This window comes from Sulfitobacter mediterraneus (assembly GCF_016801775.1).
Lineage (GTDB): Bacteria > Pseudomonadota > Alphaproteobacteria > Rhodobacterales > Rhodobacteraceae > Sulfitobacter > Sulfitobacter mediterraneus_A.
The window spans coordinates 2,872,582-2,891,588 of the sequence record NZ_CP069004.1; the positions used below are offsets into that span (position 1 = coordinate 2,872,582).

At 61.1% G+C, this 19,007-nt stretch carries 21 protein-coding genes and 1 riboswitch; of the genes, 18 read left to right on the plus strand and 3 right to left on the minus strand.

The window, feature by feature from the left end; all coding sequences use genetic code 11:
- Nucleotides 1-65: 65 nt before the first annotated feature.
- Nucleotides 66-1,358, plus strand: coding sequence for a nicotinate phosphoribosyltransferase (gene pncB / locus JNX03_RS14205; RefSeq protein WP_203209674.1), 1,293 nt, complete (start codon nucleotides 66-68; stop codon nucleotides 1,356-1,358).
- On the opposite strand, the gene JNX03_RS14210 is transcribed toward pncB, so the two are convergent.
- On the minus strand, nucleotides 1,355-2,251 hold the full coding sequence (locus JNX03_RS14210) for a DMT family transporter (protein WP_203209675.1): 897 nt from the start codon (nucleotides 2,249-2,251) through the stop codon (nucleotides 1,355-1,357). The two genes, pncB and JNX03_RS14210, sit on opposite strands and share 4 nt — an antisense overlap.
- A gap of 144 nt (nucleotides 2,252-2,395) precedes the next feature.
- Nucleotides 2,396-2,613: riboswitch (cobalamin riboswitch) on the plus strand.
- Between the two features lie 36 nt (nucleotides 2,614-2,649).
- Between JNX03_RS14210 and JNX03_RS14215 the strand changes: the two genes are divergently transcribed.
- From JNX03_RS14215 to cobJ, 10 genes are all read left to right on the plus strand, one after another.
- Nucleotides 2,650-2,820, plus strand: a complete 171-nt coding sequence (locus tag JNX03_RS14215; protein ID WP_081788172.1) for a CbtB domain-containing protein — start codon at nucleotides 2,650-2,652, stop codon at nucleotides 2,818-2,820.
- A gap of 208 nt (nucleotides 2,821-3,028) precedes the next feature.
- Nucleotides 3,029-3,706 carry a CbtA family protein gene (locus JNX03_RS14220; protein ID WP_203209676.1) on the plus strand — a complete coding sequence of 226 codons (678 nt, stop codon included), beginning with the start codon at nucleotides 3,029-3,031 and terminating at the stop codon, nucleotides 3,704-3,706.
- A gap of 1 nt (nucleotide 3,707) precedes the next feature.
- Nucleotides 3,708-4,226 carry a hypothetical protein gene (locus JNX03_RS14225; RefSeq protein ID WP_203209677.1) on the plus strand — a complete coding sequence of 173 codons (519 nt, stop codon included), beginning with the start codon at nucleotides 3,708-3,710 and terminating at the stop codon, nucleotides 4,224-4,226.
- 71 nt (nucleotides 4,227-4,297) lie between these two features.
- Nucleotides 4,298-4,672, plus strand: coding sequence for a DUF1636 family protein (locus JNX03_RS14230; RefSeq protein WP_203209678.1), 375 nt, complete (start codon nucleotides 4,298-4,300; stop codon nucleotides 4,670-4,672).
- The gene (gene cobW / locus JNX03_RS14235) at nucleotides 4,669-5,703 is read left to right on the plus strand and encodes a cobalamin biosynthesis protein CobW (RefSeq protein WP_203209679.1); all 1,035 of its coding nucleotides are present in this window, start codon (nucleotides 4,669-4,671) and stop codon (nucleotides 5,701-5,703) included. Before JNX03_RS14230 ends, cobW begins: the two co-directional genes overlap by 4 nt.
- A 3-nt stretch (nucleotides 5,704-5,706) precedes the next feature.
- Nucleotides 5,707-8,949: a cobaltochelatase subunit CobN gene (gene cobN, locus JNX03_RS14240; RefSeq protein WP_203209680.1), complete on the plus strand. Its 3,243-nt coding sequence runs from the start codon at nucleotides 5,707-5,709 to the stop codon at nucleotides 8,947-8,949.
- The gene (cobG, locus tag JNX03_RS14245) at nucleotides 8,946-10,091 is read left to right on the plus strand and encodes a precorrin-3B synthase (RefSeq protein WP_203209681.1); all 1,146 of its coding nucleotides are present in this window, start codon (nucleotides 8,946-8,948) and stop codon (nucleotides 10,089-10,091) included. Before cobN ends, cobG begins: the two co-directional genes overlap by 4 nt.
- Nucleotides 10,091-10,720: a precorrin-8X methylmutase gene (locus tag JNX03_RS14250; protein WP_203209682.1), complete on the plus strand. Its 630-nt coding sequence runs from the start codon at nucleotides 10,091-10,093 to the stop codon at nucleotides 10,718-10,720. Before cobG ends, JNX03_RS14250 begins: the two co-directional genes overlap by 1 nt.
- Before the next feature lie 3 nt (nucleotides 10,721-10,723).
- Nucleotides 10,724-11,455: a precorrin-2 C(20)-methyltransferase gene (gene cobI, locus JNX03_RS14255; RefSeq protein WP_203209683.1), complete on the plus strand. Its 732-nt coding sequence runs from the start codon at nucleotides 10,724-10,726 to the stop codon at nucleotides 11,453-11,455.
- Nucleotides 11,452-12,186 carry a precorrin-3B C(17)-methyltransferase gene (gene cobJ / locus JNX03_RS14260; protein WP_203209684.1) on the plus strand — a complete coding sequence of 245 codons (735 nt, stop codon included), beginning with the start codon at nucleotides 11,452-11,454 and terminating at the stop codon, nucleotides 12,184-12,186. Before cobI ends, cobJ begins: the two co-directional genes overlap by 4 nt.
- Here the strand turns inward: cobJ and JNX03_RS14265 are convergent.
- Nucleotides 12,162-12,917 (minus strand): cobalt-precorrin-6A reductase, encoded by a 756-nt coding sequence (locus JNX03_RS14265; RefSeq protein ID WP_203212254.1) that lies wholly within the window; start codon nucleotides 12,915-12,917, stop codon nucleotides 12,162-12,164. The genes cobJ and JNX03_RS14265 overlap by 25 nt on opposite strands.
- Here JNX03_RS14265 and cbiE point away from each other — a divergent pair.
- Genes cbiE through cobF form a run of 7 tightly spaced genes read left to right on the plus strand, consistent with a single transcriptional unit; the run spans nucleotide 12,916 to nucleotide 18,372 of the window.
- The gene (gene cbiE / locus JNX03_RS14270) at nucleotides 12,916-14,097 is read left to right on the plus strand and encodes a precorrin-6y C5,15-methyltransferase (decarboxylating) subunit CbiE (protein ID WP_203209685.1); all 1,182 of its coding nucleotides are present in this window, start codon (nucleotides 12,916-12,918) and stop codon (nucleotides 14,095-14,097) included. The two genes, JNX03_RS14265 and cbiE, sit on opposite strands and share 2 nt — an antisense overlap.
- Complete coding sequence (locus JNX03_RS14275) at nucleotides 14,094-14,462, plus strand: cobalamin biosynthesis protein (protein WP_203209686.1); 369 nt, start codon at nucleotides 14,094-14,096, stop codon at nucleotides 14,460-14,462. Before cbiE ends, JNX03_RS14275 begins: the two co-directional genes overlap by 4 nt.
- A gap of 14 nt (nucleotides 14,463-14,476) precedes the next feature.
- Nucleotides 14,477-15,262, plus strand: a complete 786-nt coding sequence (cobM, locus tag JNX03_RS14280) for a precorrin-4 C(11)-methyltransferase (RefSeq protein WP_203209687.1) — start codon at nucleotides 14,477-14,479, stop codon at nucleotides 15,260-15,262.
- Nucleotides 15,259-16,584 carry a cobyrinate a,c-diamide synthase gene (locus tag JNX03_RS14285; RefSeq protein ID WP_203209688.1) on the plus strand — a complete coding sequence of 442 codons (1,326 nt, stop codon included), beginning with the start codon at nucleotides 15,259-15,261 and terminating at the stop codon, nucleotides 16,582-16,584. The genes cobM and JNX03_RS14285 overlap by 4 nt, the downstream gene beginning before the upstream one ends.
- Nucleotides 16,581-17,306 carry a uroporphyrinogen-III C-methyltransferase gene (gene cobA, locus JNX03_RS14290; protein ID WP_203209689.1) on the plus strand — a complete coding sequence of 242 codons (726 nt, stop codon included), beginning with the start codon at nucleotides 16,581-16,583 and terminating at the stop codon, nucleotides 17,304-17,306. Before JNX03_RS14285 ends, cobA begins: the two co-directional genes overlap by 4 nt.
- An 8-nt stretch (nucleotides 17,307-17,314) precedes the next feature.
- Nucleotides 17,315-17,617, plus strand: coding sequence for a DUF1636 family protein (locus tag JNX03_RS14295; protein ID WP_231024180.1), 303 nt, complete (start codon nucleotides 17,315-17,317; stop codon nucleotides 17,615-17,617).
- 5 nt (nucleotides 17,618-17,622) lie between these two features.
- Nucleotides 17,623-18,372 (plus strand): precorrin-6A synthase (deacetylating), encoded by a 750-nt coding sequence (cobF, locus tag JNX03_RS14300; protein ID WP_203209691.1) that lies wholly within the window; start codon nucleotides 17,623-17,625, stop codon nucleotides 18,370-18,372.
- A gap of 64 nt (nucleotides 18,373-18,436) precedes the next feature.
- Here the strand turns inward: cobF and arfB are convergent, their stop codons facing one another.
- The gene (gene arfB / locus JNX03_RS14305) at nucleotides 18,437-18,859 is read right to left on the minus strand and encodes an alternative ribosome rescue aminoacyl-tRNA hydrolase ArfB (RefSeq protein ID WP_203209692.1); all 423 of its coding nucleotides are present in this window, start codon (nucleotides 18,857-18,859) and stop codon (nucleotides 18,437-18,439) included.
- Between the last annotated feature and the right edge of the window lie 148 nt (nucleotides 18,860-19,007).

Genomic DNA, 19,007 nt, shown 5'->3' on the forward strand with positions numbered 1-19,007 from the left:
TGAGCCTGCTTGCCAGTGCCGCCCGGCTTTGCTTTAACCGACAAACCTAATTGCCGGAGCCTCTCATGGTCGATATCGCAACCCGCGTCTGGAACCACAAATGGAAGATCGACCCGATTGTCCGGTCCCTGATCGACACCGACTTTTACAAGCTGTTGATGTGTCAGTCGATTTTTCGCAACAAGCCAGACACGCAGGTCACTTTCAGTCTGATCAACCGGTCCAAACATGTGCCACTGGCCAAACTGATTGACGAGGCGGAGCTGCGCGAGCAACTGGATCATGTGCGCACTCTGTCGCTGAGCCGGGGGGAAAGCACCTGGCTGCGCGGCAACACCTTTTATGGCAAGCGCCAGATGTTCAGCCCCGAGTTTATGGAATGGTTCGAGGGGTTGCGCCTGCCGCCCTATCAGCTTGAGCGGCGCGGCGATCAATATGAGCTGACTTTTGAGGGGAAATGGCACGAGGTCATGCTGTGGGAAATTCCCGCCCTTGCTATCTTGATGGAACTGCGCGGCCGTGCCGTGCTCGATGAAATGGGCCGGTTTGAACTGCAGGTGCTTTATGCCCGTTCCATGACCCGCGTTTGGGAAAAGATCGAGGTTCTGCGCGATATTCCTGATCTGTCGATTGCCGATTTTGGCACGCGGCGCCGGCATTCCTATCTATGGCAGGACTGGTGTGTGCAGGCCATGCACGAAGGTCTTGGAGATGCGTTCACCGGCACGTCAAACTGCAAGATTGCCAAAAGCCGCGAAGTTGAGGCGATCGGCACCAATGCCCATGAGCTGCCTATGGTCTACGCGGCCTTGGCCAAAGATGACGCCGCGCTGGCCCAAGCACCGTATGACGTTCTGTCCGATTGGCATGATGAGCATGAAGGCAACCTGCGGATTATCTTGCCTGATACCTACGGCACCAAGGGTTTTCTCGACAATGCGCCAGATTGGCTTGCGGGCTGGACCGGCATCCGCATCGACAGCGGCGATCCGGCAACCGGCGCGCAAACGGCGATTGATTGGTGGAAGTCACGCGGTGAAGACCCCTTGGAGAAACGGGTGATCTTTTCGGACGGATTGGACGTGGACAAGATCCGCACCCTGCACGCGCAATTTGCGGACAAGGTGAAAGTATCATTCGGCTGGGGTACGCTGTTGACCAATGATTTTCGGGGCCTGGTGCCCAATGACGCGCTTGCGCCGTTCTCGCTGGTCTGCAAGGCGGTGTCGGCCAATGGGCATCCCACGGTCAAACTGTCGGACAACCCGAACAAGGCCATGGGACCGCAAGACCAGATCGACCGATACAAGCGCGTTTTTGGCGTTGGCGATCAGGCGGCAGAGGATGTGGTGGTTTAATCCCCTTCCGCCTGCCTCAACCGCCGTTCGCGCCAGATGATCAGCAACCCGCCGACGATGATCAACAACGCCCCGGGGAAAAGTTCGCCCCATGGGGTCTCATCAAAGAACGCCCAGCCAAAGACAAAAGCGATGGGGATACCGAAATAGCTGAACGGGGCCAGATCGCTTTGTTCGGCCATGCGGTAGGCGGCGATCAGCAACAAAACGGCGGTACCGCCAAAGGCGCCCATCCCGCCGATCCAGATCAGGTCACCGGTGTCTCTGAGCGGCGAAAAACCCGTTGTCAGCACCGCAAGCAAAAGCGCCCCGATTGCCGCCAATGCCGATGAATAAAGGTTGATCAAACCCGTTGGCACATCTGCGTCCATCATCCGTGCTGTGACGCCGGTGAGCGCATAACAGACCGCCGCCGCCAAGGGCAAAAGTGCGGCTGGGGTAAAGGTATCGCGCCCTGGGCCGACCACCAAAATCACACCGACAAAACCCACCAGAACGGCCGCCCACCGCACCGGCCCAACCTTCTCACCCAACAAAACGGCCGCGAGTGCGACCATGAACAACGCATTGGCGTAAGTGATGGTCGATGCGGTGGCAAAGCTGAGCAACCCGAGGGAAAGATAGAAGAAATACTGCGCAAAGGTCAGAACAAACCCGCGAAACAAGGCCAGTTTCCATTGCCGCAGATGCCAACGCCGCCCGGCTTGATGCCATGCTCTTGAGGACCATAGCGCAATCGCGGCGGGGATCAGGCCAAAGAGGTTGCGATATGCCGAAAGTTCCGCCGCACCATAGGGGCCGGACAGGTATTTGATGATCAATCCCATGGAATCGAAAAGGACAAGCGCGATCAACGAATAACATATCGCGAGGGTCGTTCGGCTGAGGTGCATAGGGCTCCGTTCTGGCGGGCACGATTCGCGTGGCGCAGTGCCCGTGGAGAGATTTATCTGCACATTCCACCGATAAGGCCAGCAAAGATGCGTTTTAGGCTGTTGGCTTGTCGCAAATCTACCTTGCCAACGATCTGGTCAAATGCGACATTCGCCGGGCTTGGTGTTCCGAAGCGCGTCCAATCTGGGCGTGGAACCGAACAGGGAATTCAGTAAGGATCCTCCGCGATCCGAAGCCGAAGCCGCCCCCGCGACTGTAAGCGGTGAGCCTGCGCCCAACATGCCACTCGTCCTCGGACGGGGAAGGCGGGCAAAGGCCACGACCCGCGAGCCAGGAGACCTGCCAAGCAAATGAAACGCAATATGCCGTCGGGTGTGACGGTAAGGAGAAAAAGAAGATGACAACAACAACCAAGACACGCGCAATCAGCACATCCCGTTTTGTTCCTGCGGTTTTCGCAGTGGCACTGGGTGTGGCACTGATCACCCTGACCGGCCACGTTCAGGCAGCTGCCCTGCACGATGCGGCACATGATGTCCGCCACGCCACAGGCTTTCCCTGCCACTAAACGCGATTGCGTTCAGGTTTTCTGCGGCCTCACCTTGTTGGGTGAGCCGTTGAGATAGTCTTCCCTTCGCGGGGTTTTTGGCGTTTCCGTATTCTGATTGCTTGGAGTGGCGGCCGTTCAGCGGCTGCTTTCTTTGCGTTATGGCAACCGCTTTTTTATATCCCGCATCTCGCGCCACAGGCGCTCTACCACAAGGATTTAGGTTCCTATGTTGTCCCGCTTTATCATCAGCGCCGTTTTTGCCGGTGCCGCGGCCGGTCTTTTGACCGGTCTTCTACAGCTTGTTTTTGTACAGCCTGTTCTTTTGCATGCCGAACTCTATGAAGGCGGCGATCTCGTTCACTTTGGTGCCGAAGCCGTCAGCGCCCATCCGGAACTGCCGGGATTTGACCTGATGCGCGATGGCCTCAGCGTGATCTTCACGATGCTCACCTATACCGGCTACGCGCTGATCTTGATCGGCGCGATGAGCTTTGCCGAAGAGCGCGGCACGCCCATCACGGCCCGTTGGGGAATCCTCTGGGGGGTCGCCGGTTTTGTCGCTTTCCATCTTGCCCCTGGCTTTTCGCTTGCCCCCGAGGTGCCGGGGGTTGCTGCCGCTGACGTGACCGCGCGTCAAATCTGGTGGTTCGCGACCGTGGGCGCCGCGGCGGTTGCTCTTTGGTTGATCGCATTCGGGCGCTCGCCGGTCATGATCTTGATCGCTGCAGCCCTGTTGGCCGCGCCTCACCTGGTCGGTGCACCGGAACCTGACAGCTTCTCCGGACCGGTTCCAACCGAAATCGGTGCCTTGTTTGCCGCCCGTGCATTGGGCGTTGGCTTGGCGGCGTGGGTCATGCTGGGTGCTTTTGCGGCGTATTTCTGGCAGCGCGAAGGGCAACAGTGACATGAGCCGCACGCTTTCTCTTTTTGTCATAGGTCTCGTTTTCGGTGGCGGTCTGGGTTTCTCGATTGCCGCCGGAAACGGCGTCACATTTGACGGCCATGACCATGCTGACCCGTCCGCCCATGGCGGCGCGATGGATCATGCAGCTATGGGGCACGGCAGCGGCAGTGACCACGAAATGATGCATGACACGCCCATCGACCTGCCTGCCGCAAATGCGCCAACGGTTGCGATGGAATTGACCGCTGATCCGATGGCCGGCCACAATCTGCACATCATCACCAGCAATTTTGCCTATGCCCCGCAGCAAGCCAGCCTTGGCCATGTACCGGGTGAGGGGCACGCGCATGTTTATATCAACGGTGAGAAATTGGGCCGCGTTTATGGCCCTTGGCTGCACATCGCCAGCCTGCCCAAGGGCGAAGTCACGGTCGAGGTCACATTGAACAGCAACGATCACCGGCCCCTGTCGGTGAACGGCACCGCCATTTCCGCCAGCACGACGCTGACGGTGGACTAGGGGCCGCTTGCCCCGATCACATCGGTGGGCTAGGCCGTTCGCCAGCCGCCGAAATTTGAAAGGTCAGTCCCATGACCACGACACTGCATGTTTGCACCACCTGCCGCGCTGGTGAAGTGCTCGAAGAAGACGCCCCGCGCCCCGGCGCGCAGCTCTATGCAGCGCTCATCGAAAAAGGCGCACCTGACGGCGTACAGATCATCGGCGTTGAATGTCTGTCGGCCTGTTCCCAAGGCGCGGCGATTGCCCTGTCCGAACCCGGTAAATGGAGCTACGTCTATGGCCGTCTGACCAAGGCGGATGTGGATGACATCCTTGCCGGTGCAGCCGCCTATGCCGCAACCCATGATGGCCTGGTGCCGTGGCGCGAACGCCCCGTTATTTTCCGCAAGCAAAGCCTTGCGCGTATTCCCTCTCTGACCCTCCCCGAGGAGCCAAAAACATGAACGACCTGTCCAAAATCCCCGTCACTGTGATCACCGGCTTTCTCGGGTCCGGCAAAACCACGCTGATCCGCCACTTGATGACCAATGCGGGTGGTCGCCGCCTTGCGGTGTTGGTCAACGAGTTTGGCACCGTTGGCGTCGATGGCGATATTCTCAAATCCTGCGCGATCCCAGATTGCCCCGAAGAGAACATCGTAGAGCTGGCAAATGGCTGTATCTGCTGCACCGTGGCTGACGATTTTATCCCGACCATCGAGGCACTGATGGAATTGCCGACGCGCCCCGATCACATCCTGATTGAAACCTCCGGTCTGGCCCTGCCCAAACCGCTGCTGAAGGCGTTTGACTGGCCCGCGATCCGGTCCAAGATCACGGTGGATGGGGTCATTGCCCTTGCAGATGCCGAAGCTGTCGCTGCTGGCCGTTTTGCCGCTGACGAACATGCGGTGGATGAACAACGCAAGGCGGACGACTCACTGGACCACGAAACGCCGCTATCCGAGGTGTTCGAAGATCAGATTTCCTGTGCCGACATTATCCTGATGTCCAAGGCCGATCTGGCAGGTGAGGATGGCTTGTCCAAAGCCCGCGCCGTGATCGAAGCCGAAAGCCCGCGCCAGATCCCGATCTTGCCGATGAGCGAAGGCGTGATTGATCCAAACATCGTACTGGGCCTCAACGCCAAGGCCGAAGACGATCTGGCTGCACGCCCCTCGCACCACGACGGTCACGACGATCACGAACATGACGATTTCGAAACCATCGTCGTGCCAATGCCCGAAGTCGATGATGTGGATGCCCTGGTGGCCGCCATCGAAAAGCTGGCCAACGAACAGCATATTCTGCGCGTCAAAGGCTACGTCGCTGTCACCGGCAAACCGATGCGTTTGTTGGTGCAGGCCGTGGGTGCACGGGTGCGTCAACAGTTTGACCGCCCATGGGGCAGCGATGCGCGGCAGGGCCATCTGGTGGTGATCGCTGAACACGATCACATCGACACCGCAGCCATTCGCGGCGTTTTGGGGGCCTGATCCATGCATGTGGTCTTCCGCGAAAGCCATGGGCTGGAGGATACTGAAACTCCGTTTGATCCGGGGCAAACCCCTGCGGATCTGGTGGTGCTTTCGTTTTCCGACAGCGACCTTGGCGCTTTCGCGGCAGGCTGGCATCGGGGCGGCGGCGTTGAGGGCAAATTGCCGACGTTGCGCCTGTGCAATCTTGTGGCATTGCGCCATCCGGCCTCTGTCGACAACTACGTGGAACAGACCCTAACAGCGGCCAAGGGTATCTTGATCCGTCTGATTGGCGGGGAAAACTATTGGCCCTATGGCATCATGCAAGTACAGGATTTTGCCCGCCGCAATGACATCGCCTTGGCGGTCTTGCCTGCTGATGGCCGCGAAGACCCGGCGCTTGACGCCCATTCGACCTTGCCTGTGTCCACCCTGCGGCGGTTGCAGCACCTGTGTGACACCGGCGGGACCGTGGCCGCGCAAGCGGCATTGGCACAGCTGGCACTCGCGGCGGGTTTCTATGCTGGTCCGGTCAAAGGCACGAAGACGGTGCCGCCCTGCGGTGCCTACGATCCCGAATTGGGCGTGATCCCCTTGCCGGAAGCCGCGGCAAACGTCGTCGCCGTCACCTTTTACCGCAGCTATCTCACGGCCGCTGATACCGCGCCAATTGATCAGTTGATGCAAACACTCCGCGACCGGGGCTTTGCCGCAGTGGGGCTTTTTGCACCCTCCCTGAAGGACGAGACAGGCCGCGCATTCTTAGACGATGCCCTGGCCCACTTGAGGCCCGCCGCAATCATCAACGCCACCGCATTTTCCGGGCGCGGCAGTGATGGCACGTCGCCCCTCGATGGCACCGGATGTCCGGTGTTTCAGGTCGCCCTCTCGACCGCGCGGCGCAAGGATTGGGACACATCCGAACGCGGCCTTTCCCCTGCTGATCTGGCCATGCATGTTGTGTTGCCCGAAGTGGACGGGCGCATTTTCACCGGTGTTGTCAGCTTCAAAGCGCCGGACAAGAAAGACCCACACCTGCAATATTCCCGTTTTGCCCATAGGGCAGAGATGGACCGGATCAATGCTGTTGTAGACCGCCTTGAGGGCTGGCACCGGCTGGCCCGCACGCCGGTGCAAGACCGAAAACTTGCGCTGGTCCTGTCCACCTATCCCGGACGCGCCGACCAAATTGCCCATGCCGTTGGCCTGGATGCGCTCGCCTCGACAGAGGCGATGCTCACCGCGCTTGGCGAGGCCGGCTACAACACCGCCCAAGCCAGCGGTTTTGGTGAGATCCTGACTCGAGAAACCATCGCTTGGGATATCGCCGATTACACCGCGGCGCTCGCTTCGTTGCCGCAAACTTTGCGCGATGATCTCGCAACAGCATGGGGTGATCCACAGGACGATCCACTGTTCCGCGACGGGGCTTTCCATTTCCCCGCGCGGGCTTGCGGAAATGCATTGGTGGCGCTGCAACCCGAACGTGGCAGCATAGATGCCCGTGACAGCGATTATCACGATCTCGAACGGGTGCCGCGCCATTCCTATGTTGCGTTTTACCTCTGGCTGCGGACGCAAGGCCATCACGCGCTGATCCATATCGGCGCGCATGGCACCCTCGAATGGCTGCCGGGCAAGGCCGTGGCTCTGTCAGATAATTGCTGGCCCGAGGCGCTGACGGGCGATTTGCCGGTGATCTATCCGTTTATCGTCAATGACCCTGGGGAGGCCGCGCAGGCCAAACGCCGCATTGGCGCGGTGACGCTTGGGCATCTTCCACCGCCAATGAAAGACAGCGAAACACCTGATGGCCTTTTGCAACTGGAACGGCTGCTGGACGAATATTCGACCGCCGATGGCCTTGATCCGGCCCGCCGGGACCGTCTGATTGATACGATCCGGTCCGAGGCCCAGGCCGCCGGTGTGGAAAAGGATCTGGGGCTGGACGATGATGCCAGCGCCGCCGAGGCGATCACCCGCATTGACCGTTTTGTCTGTGACATCAAGGAAAGCCAATATGGCGATGGGCTGCATATCTTTGGCGCGGGGCAGGGCGAGTTTGATGGGCTTCTGACCGCGCTGGATGGCAAGCGGGTCACCTCTGGCCCGTCCGGCTCCCCTTATCGCGGGCGGTCCGATGTTCTGCCAACCGGGCGCAACCTTTATGCCGTGGACCCGCGCAGCGTGCCCAGCCGCGCCGCTCATGCCCAAGGGGTCAAACTGGCCGAAGAGCTGATCCGCCGCCATCTGCAGGACGAAGGGGATTACCCCAAGGGATTGGTCATCGATCTATGGGGCTCCGCCACCATGCGCACGGCTGGTGAAGAGGTTGCCATGGCGCTGCATCTTGCCGGGCTGTCGCCGAAATGGGACGCGGGCAGTGAACGGGTCAGTGGCTTTGAAATCCTCCCGCTCGCGTTGTTGAACCGTCCGCGTATCGATGTGACATTGCGGGTGTCCGGCTTGTTTCGCGATATCTTTCCCGGACTGTCGCAATTGTTCGAATCCGGTGCCGCCGCCCTTGCGGACCGCGAAGAAGCGGCGGATATGAACCCCTATCTTGAGCGCAGCCCACGTGTCTTTGGCCCCAAGCCGGGGCTTTACGGGATGAACATGGAAACGGCACTGCAGGACTATTCGGACGATGGGCGCACTGCCGCGGGGCAGGCGTGGCTGAAGGGTTCGGAATGGGCGATCAACGCCAAGGGCGAGGCCCATCAGGACCGCGCCGCGCTGGAGCGGCGTTTGCACAAGGCCGACGGTTTTGCGCATGTGCAGGATCTTCTTGAAAGCGATGTTTTGCTGGCCTCTGACTATGCCAGCCACGAGGGCGGATTTGCCGCCGCGATGGCCCATCTGGGCGCGGCCAAGCCTGCGATGTACCATGTCGACAGCACCCGTCTGAATGCCCCCAAGGCCCGGACCATGCCCGAAGAGATCGCCCGCGTGGTCCGTGCCCGCGCCGCCAATCCCGCGTGGGCCAGCGGTATGATGAGTCACGGGTTCAGAGGCGCGGCAGAGGTCGCGGCAACCCTCGACAATCTGGCGGCCTTTGCACATTTGACCCGCGATGTGCCGGGGCATCTGTTTGATCTTTACTACGACGCTACGCTGGGCCGCGATGATCTTGTCGCCTTTATGCAGGAGGAGAATCCGCTGGCACTCGAAGAGATGCGCAACCGGTTTGCCGCCCTGCGTGATGCCGGTCTTTGGGTGACCCGCCGCAATTCGATCAACGCTGAAATGGACGGTGTGCAATGACAGACGCCGCCCGCCCTGATGATCCCCTGATCAAGGGCTGGTGCCCTGGTGCGCTGCGCCCGATGTTGTCGGGTGACGGTCTGGTGGTGCGGGTGCGCCCTTTTGGCGGTCGCCTGCGCCGTGCACAGGCGGATGGGCTGGCCTCGCTCGCGGCGGCACATGGCAACGGGCTGATTGATCTGTCCAGCCGGGGCAACCTGCAATTGCGCGGCGTGCGTGAGGACAGCTTTGAGGCGCTGATCGAAGGATTGCACGGGCTGAGGCTTCTGGACGCCAATGCCGAAGTTGAAGGTCGCCGCAATATTCTGACCACACCGTTTTGGTCCGTTGGCGATGAAACAGAATACCTCACTGCGGCTCTGACCGATGCTCTGGCAAAAGAAGATGCGCCGAACCTCCCAGCGAAGTTTGGCTTTGCCGTCGACACGGGGGATCAGCCTGTCTTGCAAAGGGCATCTGCCGACATCCGGCTGGAACGCGAGGCGCAGGGTGGTTTGATCCTGCGCCCGGATGGTGCGGCGCTGGGCAAACAGGTGGATGTGAACACCGCGATAGGCGAAGCGATGCAACTGGCACACTGGTTTGCAGCAAATCGCGGCACGCACAAACGCATGGCAAAGTTGCTGGCCACGGGCCAGTCACTTCCGACTGGGTTCACCCGCTCAATGCAGGAACAGACCTATACGCCCACGCCGGGCCTATCTGAACAGGGTGTTCTGGCTGGCCTCGCCTTTGGGCAGCTGACCGCACAAACCCTAGCTGGTCTTGCCAAACATGGCGCATTGCGCATGACGCCGTGGCGGATGGTATTGATCGAAGGCGCACAAGACATGCCGCAGTTGCCCGGTTTGATCGCAGCGCAAGATGACCCGCTGTTGCGGATCGCCGCCTGCACCGGTGCGCCCGGTTGCCCGCAAGCCCTGATTGAAACACGCGCCCTGGCCCGTGCCCTCGCACCACACTTGCCAGTCGGGCAAACCTTGCACGTGTCTGGTTGTGCCAAGGGCTGCGCCCATCCCAACCCCGCCGCTTTGACCATCACGGGCACTGCCCAGGGTCTGAGCCTTATTCACAATGGCCGCGCCTCTGACGATCCGGCGCAAACCGGCCATTCCCCGCACTCCATCCTCAAGGCGATCTGATGCCCCATACCTACATCACCGACGGCGCGGAAATTTACCGCCAGTCCTTTGCCACGATCCGTGCCGAGGCGGATCTGGCCCGTTTCACACCCGAAGAAGAGATCGTGACCGTGCGCATGATCCACGCCGCAGGCATGGTCGGGTTGGAGCAGCATGTGCAGTTTTCCCCAGATATGGCCATTGCGGCCCGCGCGGCGCTGGAAGACGGCGCGCCAATTCTGTGTGACGCCTATATGGTCAGCGAGGGCATCACACGCAAACGCCTGCCGCGCGAGAACGAGGTGATTTGCACCCTGCGTGACGAACGTGTGCCGGGCATGGCCAGAGAAATGGCGAACACCCGCTCTGCTGCCGCGCTTGAATTGTGGCGCCCAAATCTGGCCGGGGCGGTTGTGGCGATTGGCAATGCGCCGACAGCGTTGTTTCACCTTCTCAACATGCTCGAAGATCCGGATTGCCCGCGCCCCGCGGCAATCATTGGCTGCCCGGTCGGCTTTATCGGCGCGGCAGAAAGCAAGGACGCCTTGATGCAGGATTTGCCGGTGCCATCGATGATTGTCAAAGGGCGGCTGGGCGGATCGGCCATCACGGTGGCGGCGGTCAACGCCCTCGCCAGCCGGGTGGAGTAGACCATGGGAAAAGTGATCTGCGCGGGCCTCGGCCCCGGCGACCCGGACCTGATGAGTGTCAAATCTGACCGCACCATTCGCGGGGCAAAGCATCTTGCGTTCTTTCGCAAGAAAGGCCGCGCCGGACAGGCCCGGACCATTGTCAAAGACATGCTGCGCGAGGATGTGATCGAATATCCAATGGAATATCCGGTCACCACCGAGCTGCGATTTGACAGCGATGAATACCGCCAGCTGATGGTCGATTTTTATGCCGAATGGGCGGACCGGCTGGCCGAACTGGCAAAAGATCACGAAGTTGTCGTGCTCTGCGAGGGTGATCCGTTCTTCTATGGATCTTTCATGCATTTGCACACCCGTCTGCAGGGCCGCGCCGAGGTGGAGGTTCTGCCCGCAATCCCAGGCATGGTCGGCTGCTGGAACGCATTGGACACGCCCTTCACATGGGGCGATGACGTTATGACCGTGTTGATGGCGACCTTGCCGGATGACGAATTGGTGGCGCATATGGATCGCGCTGATGCGCTGGTTGTGATGAAAACCGGGCGCAACATGCCCCGCGTTCGCGCCGCGCTGGAACAGGTTGGCCGTCTGGATGATGCATGGCTGGTCGAGAAAGGCACCATGCCCGGACAACGCGTTGCCAAACTGGCTGATGTGGATGTGGACGATTGCCCCTATTTCGCGATTGTTCTGGTCCATGGCCAAGGTCGCCGGCCGGAGGCAGACACATGAGCGGCTGGATCGCCATTGCCGGTTTGGGACCGGGAGATGAGGCACTGGTCACACCGGAAGTGACCGATGTATTGGGTCAGGCCACCGATGTGATCGGATATATCCCCTATGTTGCCCGTGTGGCACCCAGAGAGGGGTTGAACCTGCACCCGACTGACAATCGGGTGGAACTGGACCGCGCCCTGCACGCCTTGCAACTGGCCGCAGATGGGGCGCGTGTTGTTGTGGTCTCCTCCGGTGATCCGGGTGTGTTCGCGATGGCCTCCGCCGTTTTCGAGGCGCTTGAAAAGCACCCTGAATATCAAGACACGGATATTCGTGTCTTGCCGGGCATAACGGCGATGCTTGCCGCCGCCGCGCATGCCGGTGCGCCCTTGGGGCACGATTTCTGCGCGATCAACCTCAGTGATAACCTCAAGCCTTGGGATATGGTCGAACACCGCCTGCGCATGGCCGCGCGGGGCGACTTTGCGATGGCGTTCTACAACCCCCGCTCCAAGTCCCGACCGCATCAATTTGAACGCACCCTTGAGATATTGCTTGAGGAATGCGGGCCAGAGCGCCTGATTATCTTTGCCCGCGCGGTCAGCACCAAGGACGAGGTGATCAGAACGGTGCCTCTGGGCGAGGCGACACCTCAGATGGCCGATATGCGCACGGTTGTTCTGGTCGGCAATTCCGCGACCAAACGCATTGGCCGCTATGTCTACACCCCGCGCAGTGCCACCTGATCATGGTCCAGCCACGTCATTACCGCGCCAATGTCGGCGGCGATATTCTGCCCCGGCAAAGCGGGGCGATCCGCGAGGATGACAGGCAGGCCGAGCTGCCGTGCGGCGGTCAGCTTGGCCTCCGCACCGCGCCCGCCTGCGTTTTTGGCAACGATATGCGTGATGTCATGATCGCGGAGAAGTGCCAGATCCTGCGCGATATCAAACGGGCCCCGCGCCAACACGACAGATGTTTTTGGCAAAGGCAGATCACGTTCAGGCGGATCCACCAGTCGCAGCAGGTAATGATGCTGCGGCTTGGCGGCGAAAAGACCAATCTGTTGTTTTCCAATCGCCAGAAACACCCGCGCGTCGGCGTCCGGCAGGGCCGTGGCGGCGGCTTCCAAGGTCGGAACATGGGTCCAATTGTCACCGGACTGCGCCTGCCACGCCGGGCGTTCCAAACGGATCAAAGGCGTGTCGGTTTGAGTGCAGGCCGCAAAAGCATTGCGGCTCATGCCCGCCGCAAAAGGATGTGTGGCGTCGATCACATGTGTGATAGCCTCGCGGCGCAAATAGGCCACCAACCCTACCACGCCGCCAAAGCCGCCGATCCGTGTGGGCAAGGGTTGCGGCACCGGTGCATTTGTGCGCCCGGCATAGGAAAAGACGCTGTTTACGGCGGCTTGGGACAGGGCTTTGGCCATCTGGCTGGCTTCACTTGTGCCACCCAACAAAAGGACGCGCATGATGGGTGATCCCTGGCTTGATATCATCGGAATGACAGACGATAGCGCGGCGGCGCTGCCCTCTGCAAGCCGTGCTGCGATTGATGCGGCGGAAGTGATCATTGGCGGGCCGCGCCATCTGGAGCGGGTTGGGGCCGGAGATCGCGGACAGCCCTGGCCTGTGCCATTTTCCATAGATCCGGTGCTGGCCCTGCGCGGGCAAAAAGTGGTGGTGCTGGCCTCGGGTGATCCATTCTGGTTCGGTGCGGGGGGCAGCCTGTCGGCCCATCTGAAGCCGGGTGAATGGCGGGTGCTGCCCGCGCCCTCCACCTTTGCCCTGATTGCGGGCCATCTGGGGTGGCGCATGGAAGAGATCACCTGCCATGGGTTGCATGCCGCGCCTTTGGCACAGTTGCGGTCTGTCCTTTCCCCCAATGGCCGCATGATTTGTTTGCTGCGGGATGGGGATGCCCCCGCGCTGCTGGCCAAATGGTTGGTAGATCAGGGTGCCGGAGAGGCCAGGCTCTGGGTCTGTGAACGGATGGGGGGCCCGGATCAGCGGGTTCGCCAGACCACAGCGCAGGGCTTTGACCTCAAGGATGTAGCGGCTCCCGTCGCGGTGGCGGTGGCTTTGCCCACAAATGCCGGTTTGCCCCGCGCCTCGGGTCTGCCCGATGACAGCTTTGCCCATGACGGCCAGATCACCAAACGGCCCGTGCGGGCCTTGACCCTTTCTGCCTTGGCGCCCCGGCCCGGTGAAACCCTTTGGGACATCGGTGCGGGATCAGGGTCGATCTCGGTTGAATGGTGCCTCGCGGGGGGCCGCGCCACCGCCTTTGAGATCAAGCCCGCCCGCGTTCAGAATATCCGCCAAAACATCAGCGATTTTGGCATTGATCACCGGATGCGGGTGATTGAAGGCGCGTCACTTGACCAGATTGCAGGTCAACCGACCCCCGATGCGGTGTTCGTGGGTGGCGGTGGTTCCGCGGCGCTTTTTGATCGCTTGTTTGAGATTCTGCCCAAGGGCACGCGGCTTATCGCAAACGGTGTAACGCTGGAAACCGAGACACTGTTGATGGGCCTGCACACAGCCAAAGGCGGTGATCTGCTGCGCGTTGATCTATCGCGCCCCGAACCTCTGGGCCGGATGCGCGGATGGCATGCCGCCCGTCCCGTCCTGCAATGGAGCGTGGTTCTATGAGAGTGGCCGGTATCGGATTTCGCGGCGCGGCGGGCTTGGCCAGCCTGCAAGACGCCCTGCAGCGCGCATTGGATGCGGCGGGTGGCGGCACGCTTGACGCACTGGTCAGCGAGGCGGCCAAATCCCGCGAACCTGCGTTTCGCGAATTGGCGCAACTGATGCAACTGCCCGGCTTGGGGGTCACTCAAACCGATCTGGAGCAGATGATAACGCCCACGCAGTCTGAGCGCATTCAGGATCGTTTCGGCACCGGCTCTCTGGCCGAAGCCGCCGCGCTTGCCGCCGCTGGCCCACAGGCGCAGTTGGTTGTACAGCGTGTTATCTCGGGCGATGGTATGGCGACTGCCGCCATCGCGGAAAGCTAAAGGAACCACTTCCCATGACCGTTCATTTCATTGGTGCAGGCCCCGGCGCGCCGGATCTTATCACCCTTCGCGGGCGCGACCTGATCGCGGCTTGCCCGGTCTGCCTCTATGCCGGTTCGCTGGTGCCTGAGGCGCTGCTGGGCCATTGTCCGGAGGGGGCGAAGATCGTGAACACGGCTCGCATGTCGCTGGATGAAATCATGGAAGAAATCGCCGCCGCCCATGCAGAGGGTCATGATATTGCGCGGCTGCATTCGGGCGATCTGTCCGTCTGGTCCGCGATGGGTGAACAGCTGCGCCGCCTGCGGGCGCTGGACATACCCTATGACGTGACACCAGGCGTGCCATCGTTTGCCGCCGCCGCTGCCGCGCTCAATGCGGAACTGACCTTGCCGGGCGTGGTACAATCGGTTGTCCTGACCCGCACCTCTGGCCGTGCCACTGCGATGCCCGAAACCGAAGCATTGGAGAACTTTGCCAAGACCGGCGCGACCTTGGCCATCCACCTCTCTGTCCATGTGCTCGACAAGGTCGTGGCAGATTTGACACCCCACTATGGCGGCGATTGCCCGGTCGCCGTTGTCTGGCGGGCCAGCTGGCCGGATCAGCGCATCGTCAAGGCCACCCTCGCCAGTCTGAAAACCGCCATCGGCGCCGAGATGGAGCGCACGGCGCTGATCCTCGTCGGCCATGCCATCGGCGCAGAAGACTTTGGCGAAAGCCGCCTTTACGCAGGCGATTATGACCGCCGCTTCCGCCCTGTCGGCACCGATCCCCGCTTTCCGGAGACTGCCGAATGATCCCCCCCGGCCTGCTGATATCTGCGCCGTCCTCCGGCACTGGCAAAACCACCCTGATGCTGGGTCTCCTGGCCGCATTGCGCGGGCAGGGCGTGAATGTACAGCCCTTCAAGAGCGGCCCGGATTACATTGATCCGGCTTTCCACACGGCTGCCTCTGGCCGCGCGTCCTTTAACCTCGACAGCTGGTCCATGGACCGTGCCATGATCGACGGTTTGGTTGGCAACGCCGATGGTGCCGATCTTATCCTTGCTGAAGGGTCCATGGGTCTGTTCGATGGCGTGGCTGTGCCCGGTGCCTGCGGCAACGGGGCCAGCGCGGATACCGCGGCCTTGATGGGATGGCCTGTTATTCTGGTTCTGGATGTCTCCGGCGCTGCGCAATCGGTGGCGGCCACGGCGCTTGGCTTCAAACAGATGCGCCCTGATGTGACCTTGGCCGGAGTGGTGCTGAACCGTGTTGCATCCCCGCGCCACGAAACATTGGTGCGGGTCGGCATGGATCAGGTGGGCGTACGTGTTCTGGGATCCCTGCCGCGCCGCAAAGAGATCGAAATGCCCGAACGCCACCTTGGTCTGGTACAGGCGGGTGAACAGGAAAACCTGCCTGAACTTCTGGCCGAAGCTGCGACCTTTGTTGCCGAACATGTTGATCTGGCCGCCCTGCGTGCAGCCGCGGCAGGCACAATGAAGGAGGCGCCGCTACCAACAAGAATCACGCCTCCTGGTCAGCGCATTGCACTGGCCCGCGATGATGCCTTTGCCTTTGTCTATCCGCATCTGCTGGCCGGTTGGCGGGCGGCAGGGGCCGAGGTTCTGCCATTCTCGCCGCTTGGCGATGAGGCACCGGACGCCAGTGCAGATATTTGCTGGTTGCCCGGCGGTTATCCCGAATTGCACGCTGGAAAGCTGGCAGCGGCGGAGACTTTCCGCACCGGTCTGCAAGCTTTTGTCCAAACCAAACCCGTGCATGGCGAATGCGGTGGCTATATGGCCATGGGCGCGGGACTGGTGGATAAAGAGGGCAATCGCCACCAGATGACCGGACTTTTGGGTCTGGAGACATCTTTTGAGAAACGCAAGTTCCACCTCGGGTATCGCAAGGCGGATCTGAACGCGGCGATCCCCGGCCATAGCGCCCGAAGCCAGTTGCGCGGGCATGAGTTTCACTATGCTACCATTCTGGACGAACCTGACGCACCCCTCGCCGCGATCAGCGACAGCAATGATCTGGCCGTGCCAGAAACCGGATCGGTCCGCCCCTTTGAGGGCGGCGGCGTTGCCACAGGCACGTTCTTTCACATGATCGCGGAGGCCACATGACCGGTTTTGTCTCCTTTGTGTCCTCTGGCCCCGGTGATCCTGATCTGCTGACGGTCAAGGCGGTGGATCGTCTGCAAAAGGCCGAGGTGATCCTGTTTGATGACCTCAGCGCCGGACCGATCCTTGAACATGCACAACCCGATGCGGATCTGATCGGTGTCGGAAAACGTGCCGGGCGGGCCTCCCCCAAACAAGACCACGTCAGCCGCGTTCTGGTTGACCATGCCGAAGCGGGGCTGCGCGTTGTACGCCTCAAATCCGGCGACAGCGGCATGTTTGGCCGCCTCGAAGAAGAGATCACCGCCCTGCAAGCGGCGGGCATCCCGTTCGAGATCATCCCCGGCGTAACCTCCGCTTCTGCCGCCGCCGCCACGGCAGGCATCCCGCTCACCCGACGGCTGAGTGCAAGGCGTGTGCAGTTTATCACCGGCGCTGATGTCACCGGCGCTTTGCCCCCTGATGTGAACATGGCGGCACTGGCCGATCCGCTGGCCACAACCGTGATATACATGGGCAAACGCACCTTTCCGGGCCTCGCCGCACGTTTGATCGAACATGGCCTGCCCGGCGACACGCCTGCGATGTTGGCCGAGGCTGTCTCAACCCCCGATGAAAAGCTGCACCGCTTTACCATCGCAACACTGGCGGAACATCTCGATAGCACCAGCAGCACCACACCTGCGCTGATCTTCTACGGCCCTCTGGCGGAACTGAACGGATGAGCACGCCTGTGCAACTTCTTGTATGCCGGACCTGTAGCCCCGATGGCAGCTTTGTCGATGTGGCGCGACGGGCGCTGCCAGAACTTGAGGTGCGCGGCGTCGATTGCATGTCCGGTTGTACCCGCGCCCAAACGGTGGCCTTTCGCAGCCCCGGAAAGGTGGCCTATCTCTTTGGTGAAGTAACCGAAGCCAACATTGAAGAATTGCGCAGCTTTGCGCGGCTCTATGACGCTTCGGACGACGGCACATTTGCCGACGCCCGTGTGCTGGGCGAGCTGCGGACCCGTGCTATCGCGCGTATTCCGGGATAACAACGATGCAAAAACTCACCCTCATCGGCATTGGCACAGGCAATCCCGAACACCTGACCTTGCAGGCGATCCGCGCGATCAATGCGCAGGATCTGATCCTGATCCCGCACAAGGGCGAAGGAAAAGCCGATCTTGCAGAACTGCGCCGTGCAATCTGTGATGAGGTGCTGAGCAACCCAAAAACCCAAATCGCTGGCTTTGACCTGCCCGTTAGGGACGAGGCAACCCGCGATTACCGACAACGGGTCGATGATTGGCACGATGCCATTGCGCTGTGCTGGCAAGACGCCATTGCCAGATATCCGACGGCCAAGAATGTGGCCCTGCTGGTATGGGGCGATCCATCGCTTTACGATAGCACCCTTCGCATCGCTACGCGCCTGTCTCCGGTTCCGCAAATCGAAGTGATCGCGGGCATCACATCGCTGCAAGCCCTGACCGCCGCCCACGCCATCCCGGTCAACGAGATCGGCGCGCCTTTCGTGGTCACAACCGGCCGCCGCCTGCGCGACGAAGGCTGGCCCCAAGGCATCGACACATTGGCGATCATGCTGGACGGCACCTGCGCGTTTCAATCCCTGCCGCCGCAGGACATCCACATCTGGTGGGGCGGATATGTGGGTATGAAAGAGCAAATTCTCTGCGCTGGACCACTGGCAGAAGTGGCCGAACAGATCATCGAAATGCGGGCTGCGGCCCGTGCCGAACACGGCTGGATCATGGACATCTACATCCTGCGCAAAGCGGGTGTTTAAGCGCTGTTCCCTTCTTCATTTGGCAAGAAAAACTCAAGAGTGGCCTCGCGGCCAAACGGTTTGATCAGCTGTCGGGATCGACCTTACCGCGCAGTGATTTGACTTCGCCGCGCACCTTCTTTGCTTTCAATCGGCGTTTCTTGGAGCCCAGCGTTGGCCGGGTCGCGATGCGGCGCTTGGGAGCCACGAGGGCTTTGCGGATCAACTCGGCAAGCCGCTCGCGGGCAATGTCGCGGTTGCGGGCCTGGCTGCGGGTTTCGTCACATTGCAGGATCAACGCACCCTCATTGGTCCAGCGCCGCCCGGCCAGCCGCCGCAACCGGGTTTTCACTGGATCGGTCAGCGAAGGCGAAGTTGCCGCTTCGAAACGCAGTTCCACCGCTGTTGCGACCTTGTTCACGTTCTGCCCGCCCGGCCCGGAGGCGCGCACGAAGTTTTCAGTGATTTCCCAATCCTGCAGGGCGATATCGTTATTGATACGTAACATGAGCCCATAGTCGCATCCGGCCGCGCCAAGGTGAAGGGGCGCAAACGAAATGGGCCGCCCCTGTTGCGGAGCGGCCCAATCGAATGGTTTGCGGAGGTGGGTCGGTTAGACGCCTGTCCACCTGGGTTGTTTCAACCGCCAAGGGCTG

Bases quoted from the DNA above. Each gene is read 5' to 3' on its own strand.
- pncB (WP_203209674.1), top strand. From the start codon at position 66: ATGGTCGATATCGCAACCCGCGTCTGGAACCACAAATGGAAGATCGAC.
- JNX03_RS14210 (WP_203209675.1), bottom strand. From the start codon at position 2,251: ATGCACCTCAGCCGAACGACCCTCGCGATATGTTATTCGTTGATCGCG.
- JNX03_RS14215 (WP_081788172.1), top strand. From the start codon at position 2,650: ATGACAACAACAACCAAGACACGCGCAATCAGCACATCCCGTTTTGTT.
- JNX03_RS14220 (WP_203209676.1), top strand. From the start codon at position 3,029: ATGTTGTCCCGCTTTATCATCAGCGCCGTTTTTGCCGGTGCCGCGGCC.
- JNX03_RS14225 (WP_203209677.1), top strand. From the start codon at position 3,708: ATGAGCCGCACGCTTTCTCTTTTTGTCATAGGTCTCGTTTTCGGTGGC.
- JNX03_RS14230 (WP_203209678.1), top strand. From the start codon at position 4,298: ATGACCACGACACTGCATGTTTGCACCACCTGCCGCGCTGGTGAAGTG.
- cobW (WP_203209679.1), top strand. From the start codon at position 4,669: ATGAACGACCTGTCCAAAATCCCCGTCACTGTGATCACCGGCTTTCTC.
- cobN (WP_203209680.1), top strand. From the start codon at position 5,707: ATGCATGTGGTCTTCCGCGAAAGCCATGGGCTGGAGGATACTGAAACT.
- cobG (WP_203209681.1), top strand. From the start codon at position 8,946: ATGACAGACGCCGCCCGCCCTGATGATCCCCTGATCAAGGGCTGGTGC.
- JNX03_RS14250 (WP_203209682.1), top strand. From the start codon at position 10,091: ATGCCCCATACCTACATCACCGACGGCGCGGAAATTTACCGCCAGTCC.
- cobI (WP_203209683.1), top strand. From the start codon at position 10,724: ATGGGAAAAGTGATCTGCGCGGGCCTCGGCCCCGGCGACCCGGACCTG.
- cobJ (WP_203209684.1), top strand. From the start codon at position 11,452: ATGAGCGGCTGGATCGCCATTGCCGGTTTGGGACCGGGAGATGAGGCA.
- cbiE (WP_203209685.1), top strand. From the start codon at position 12,916: ATGGGTGATCCCTGGCTTGATATCATCGGAATGACAGACGATAGCGCG.
- JNX03_RS14275 (WP_203209686.1), top strand. From the start codon at position 14,094: ATGAGAGTGGCCGGTATCGGATTTCGCGGCGCGGCGGGCTTGGCCAGC.
- cobM (WP_203209687.1), top strand. From the start codon at position 14,477: ATGACCGTTCATTTCATTGGTGCAGGCCCCGGCGCGCCGGATCTTATC.
- JNX03_RS14285 (WP_203209688.1), top strand. From the start codon at position 15,259: ATGATCCCCCCCGGCCTGCTGATATCTGCGCCGTCCTCCGGCACTGGC.
- cobA (WP_203209689.1), top strand. From the start codon at position 16,581: ATGACCGGTTTTGTCTCCTTTGTGTCCTCTGGCCCCGGTGATCCTGAT.
- cobF (WP_203209691.1), top strand. From the start codon at position 17,623: ATGCAAAAACTCACCCTCATCGGCATTGGCACAGGCAATCCCGAACAC.
- arfB (WP_203209692.1), bottom strand. From the start codon at position 18,859: ATGTTACGTATCAATAACGATATCGCCCTGCAGGATTGGGAAATCACT.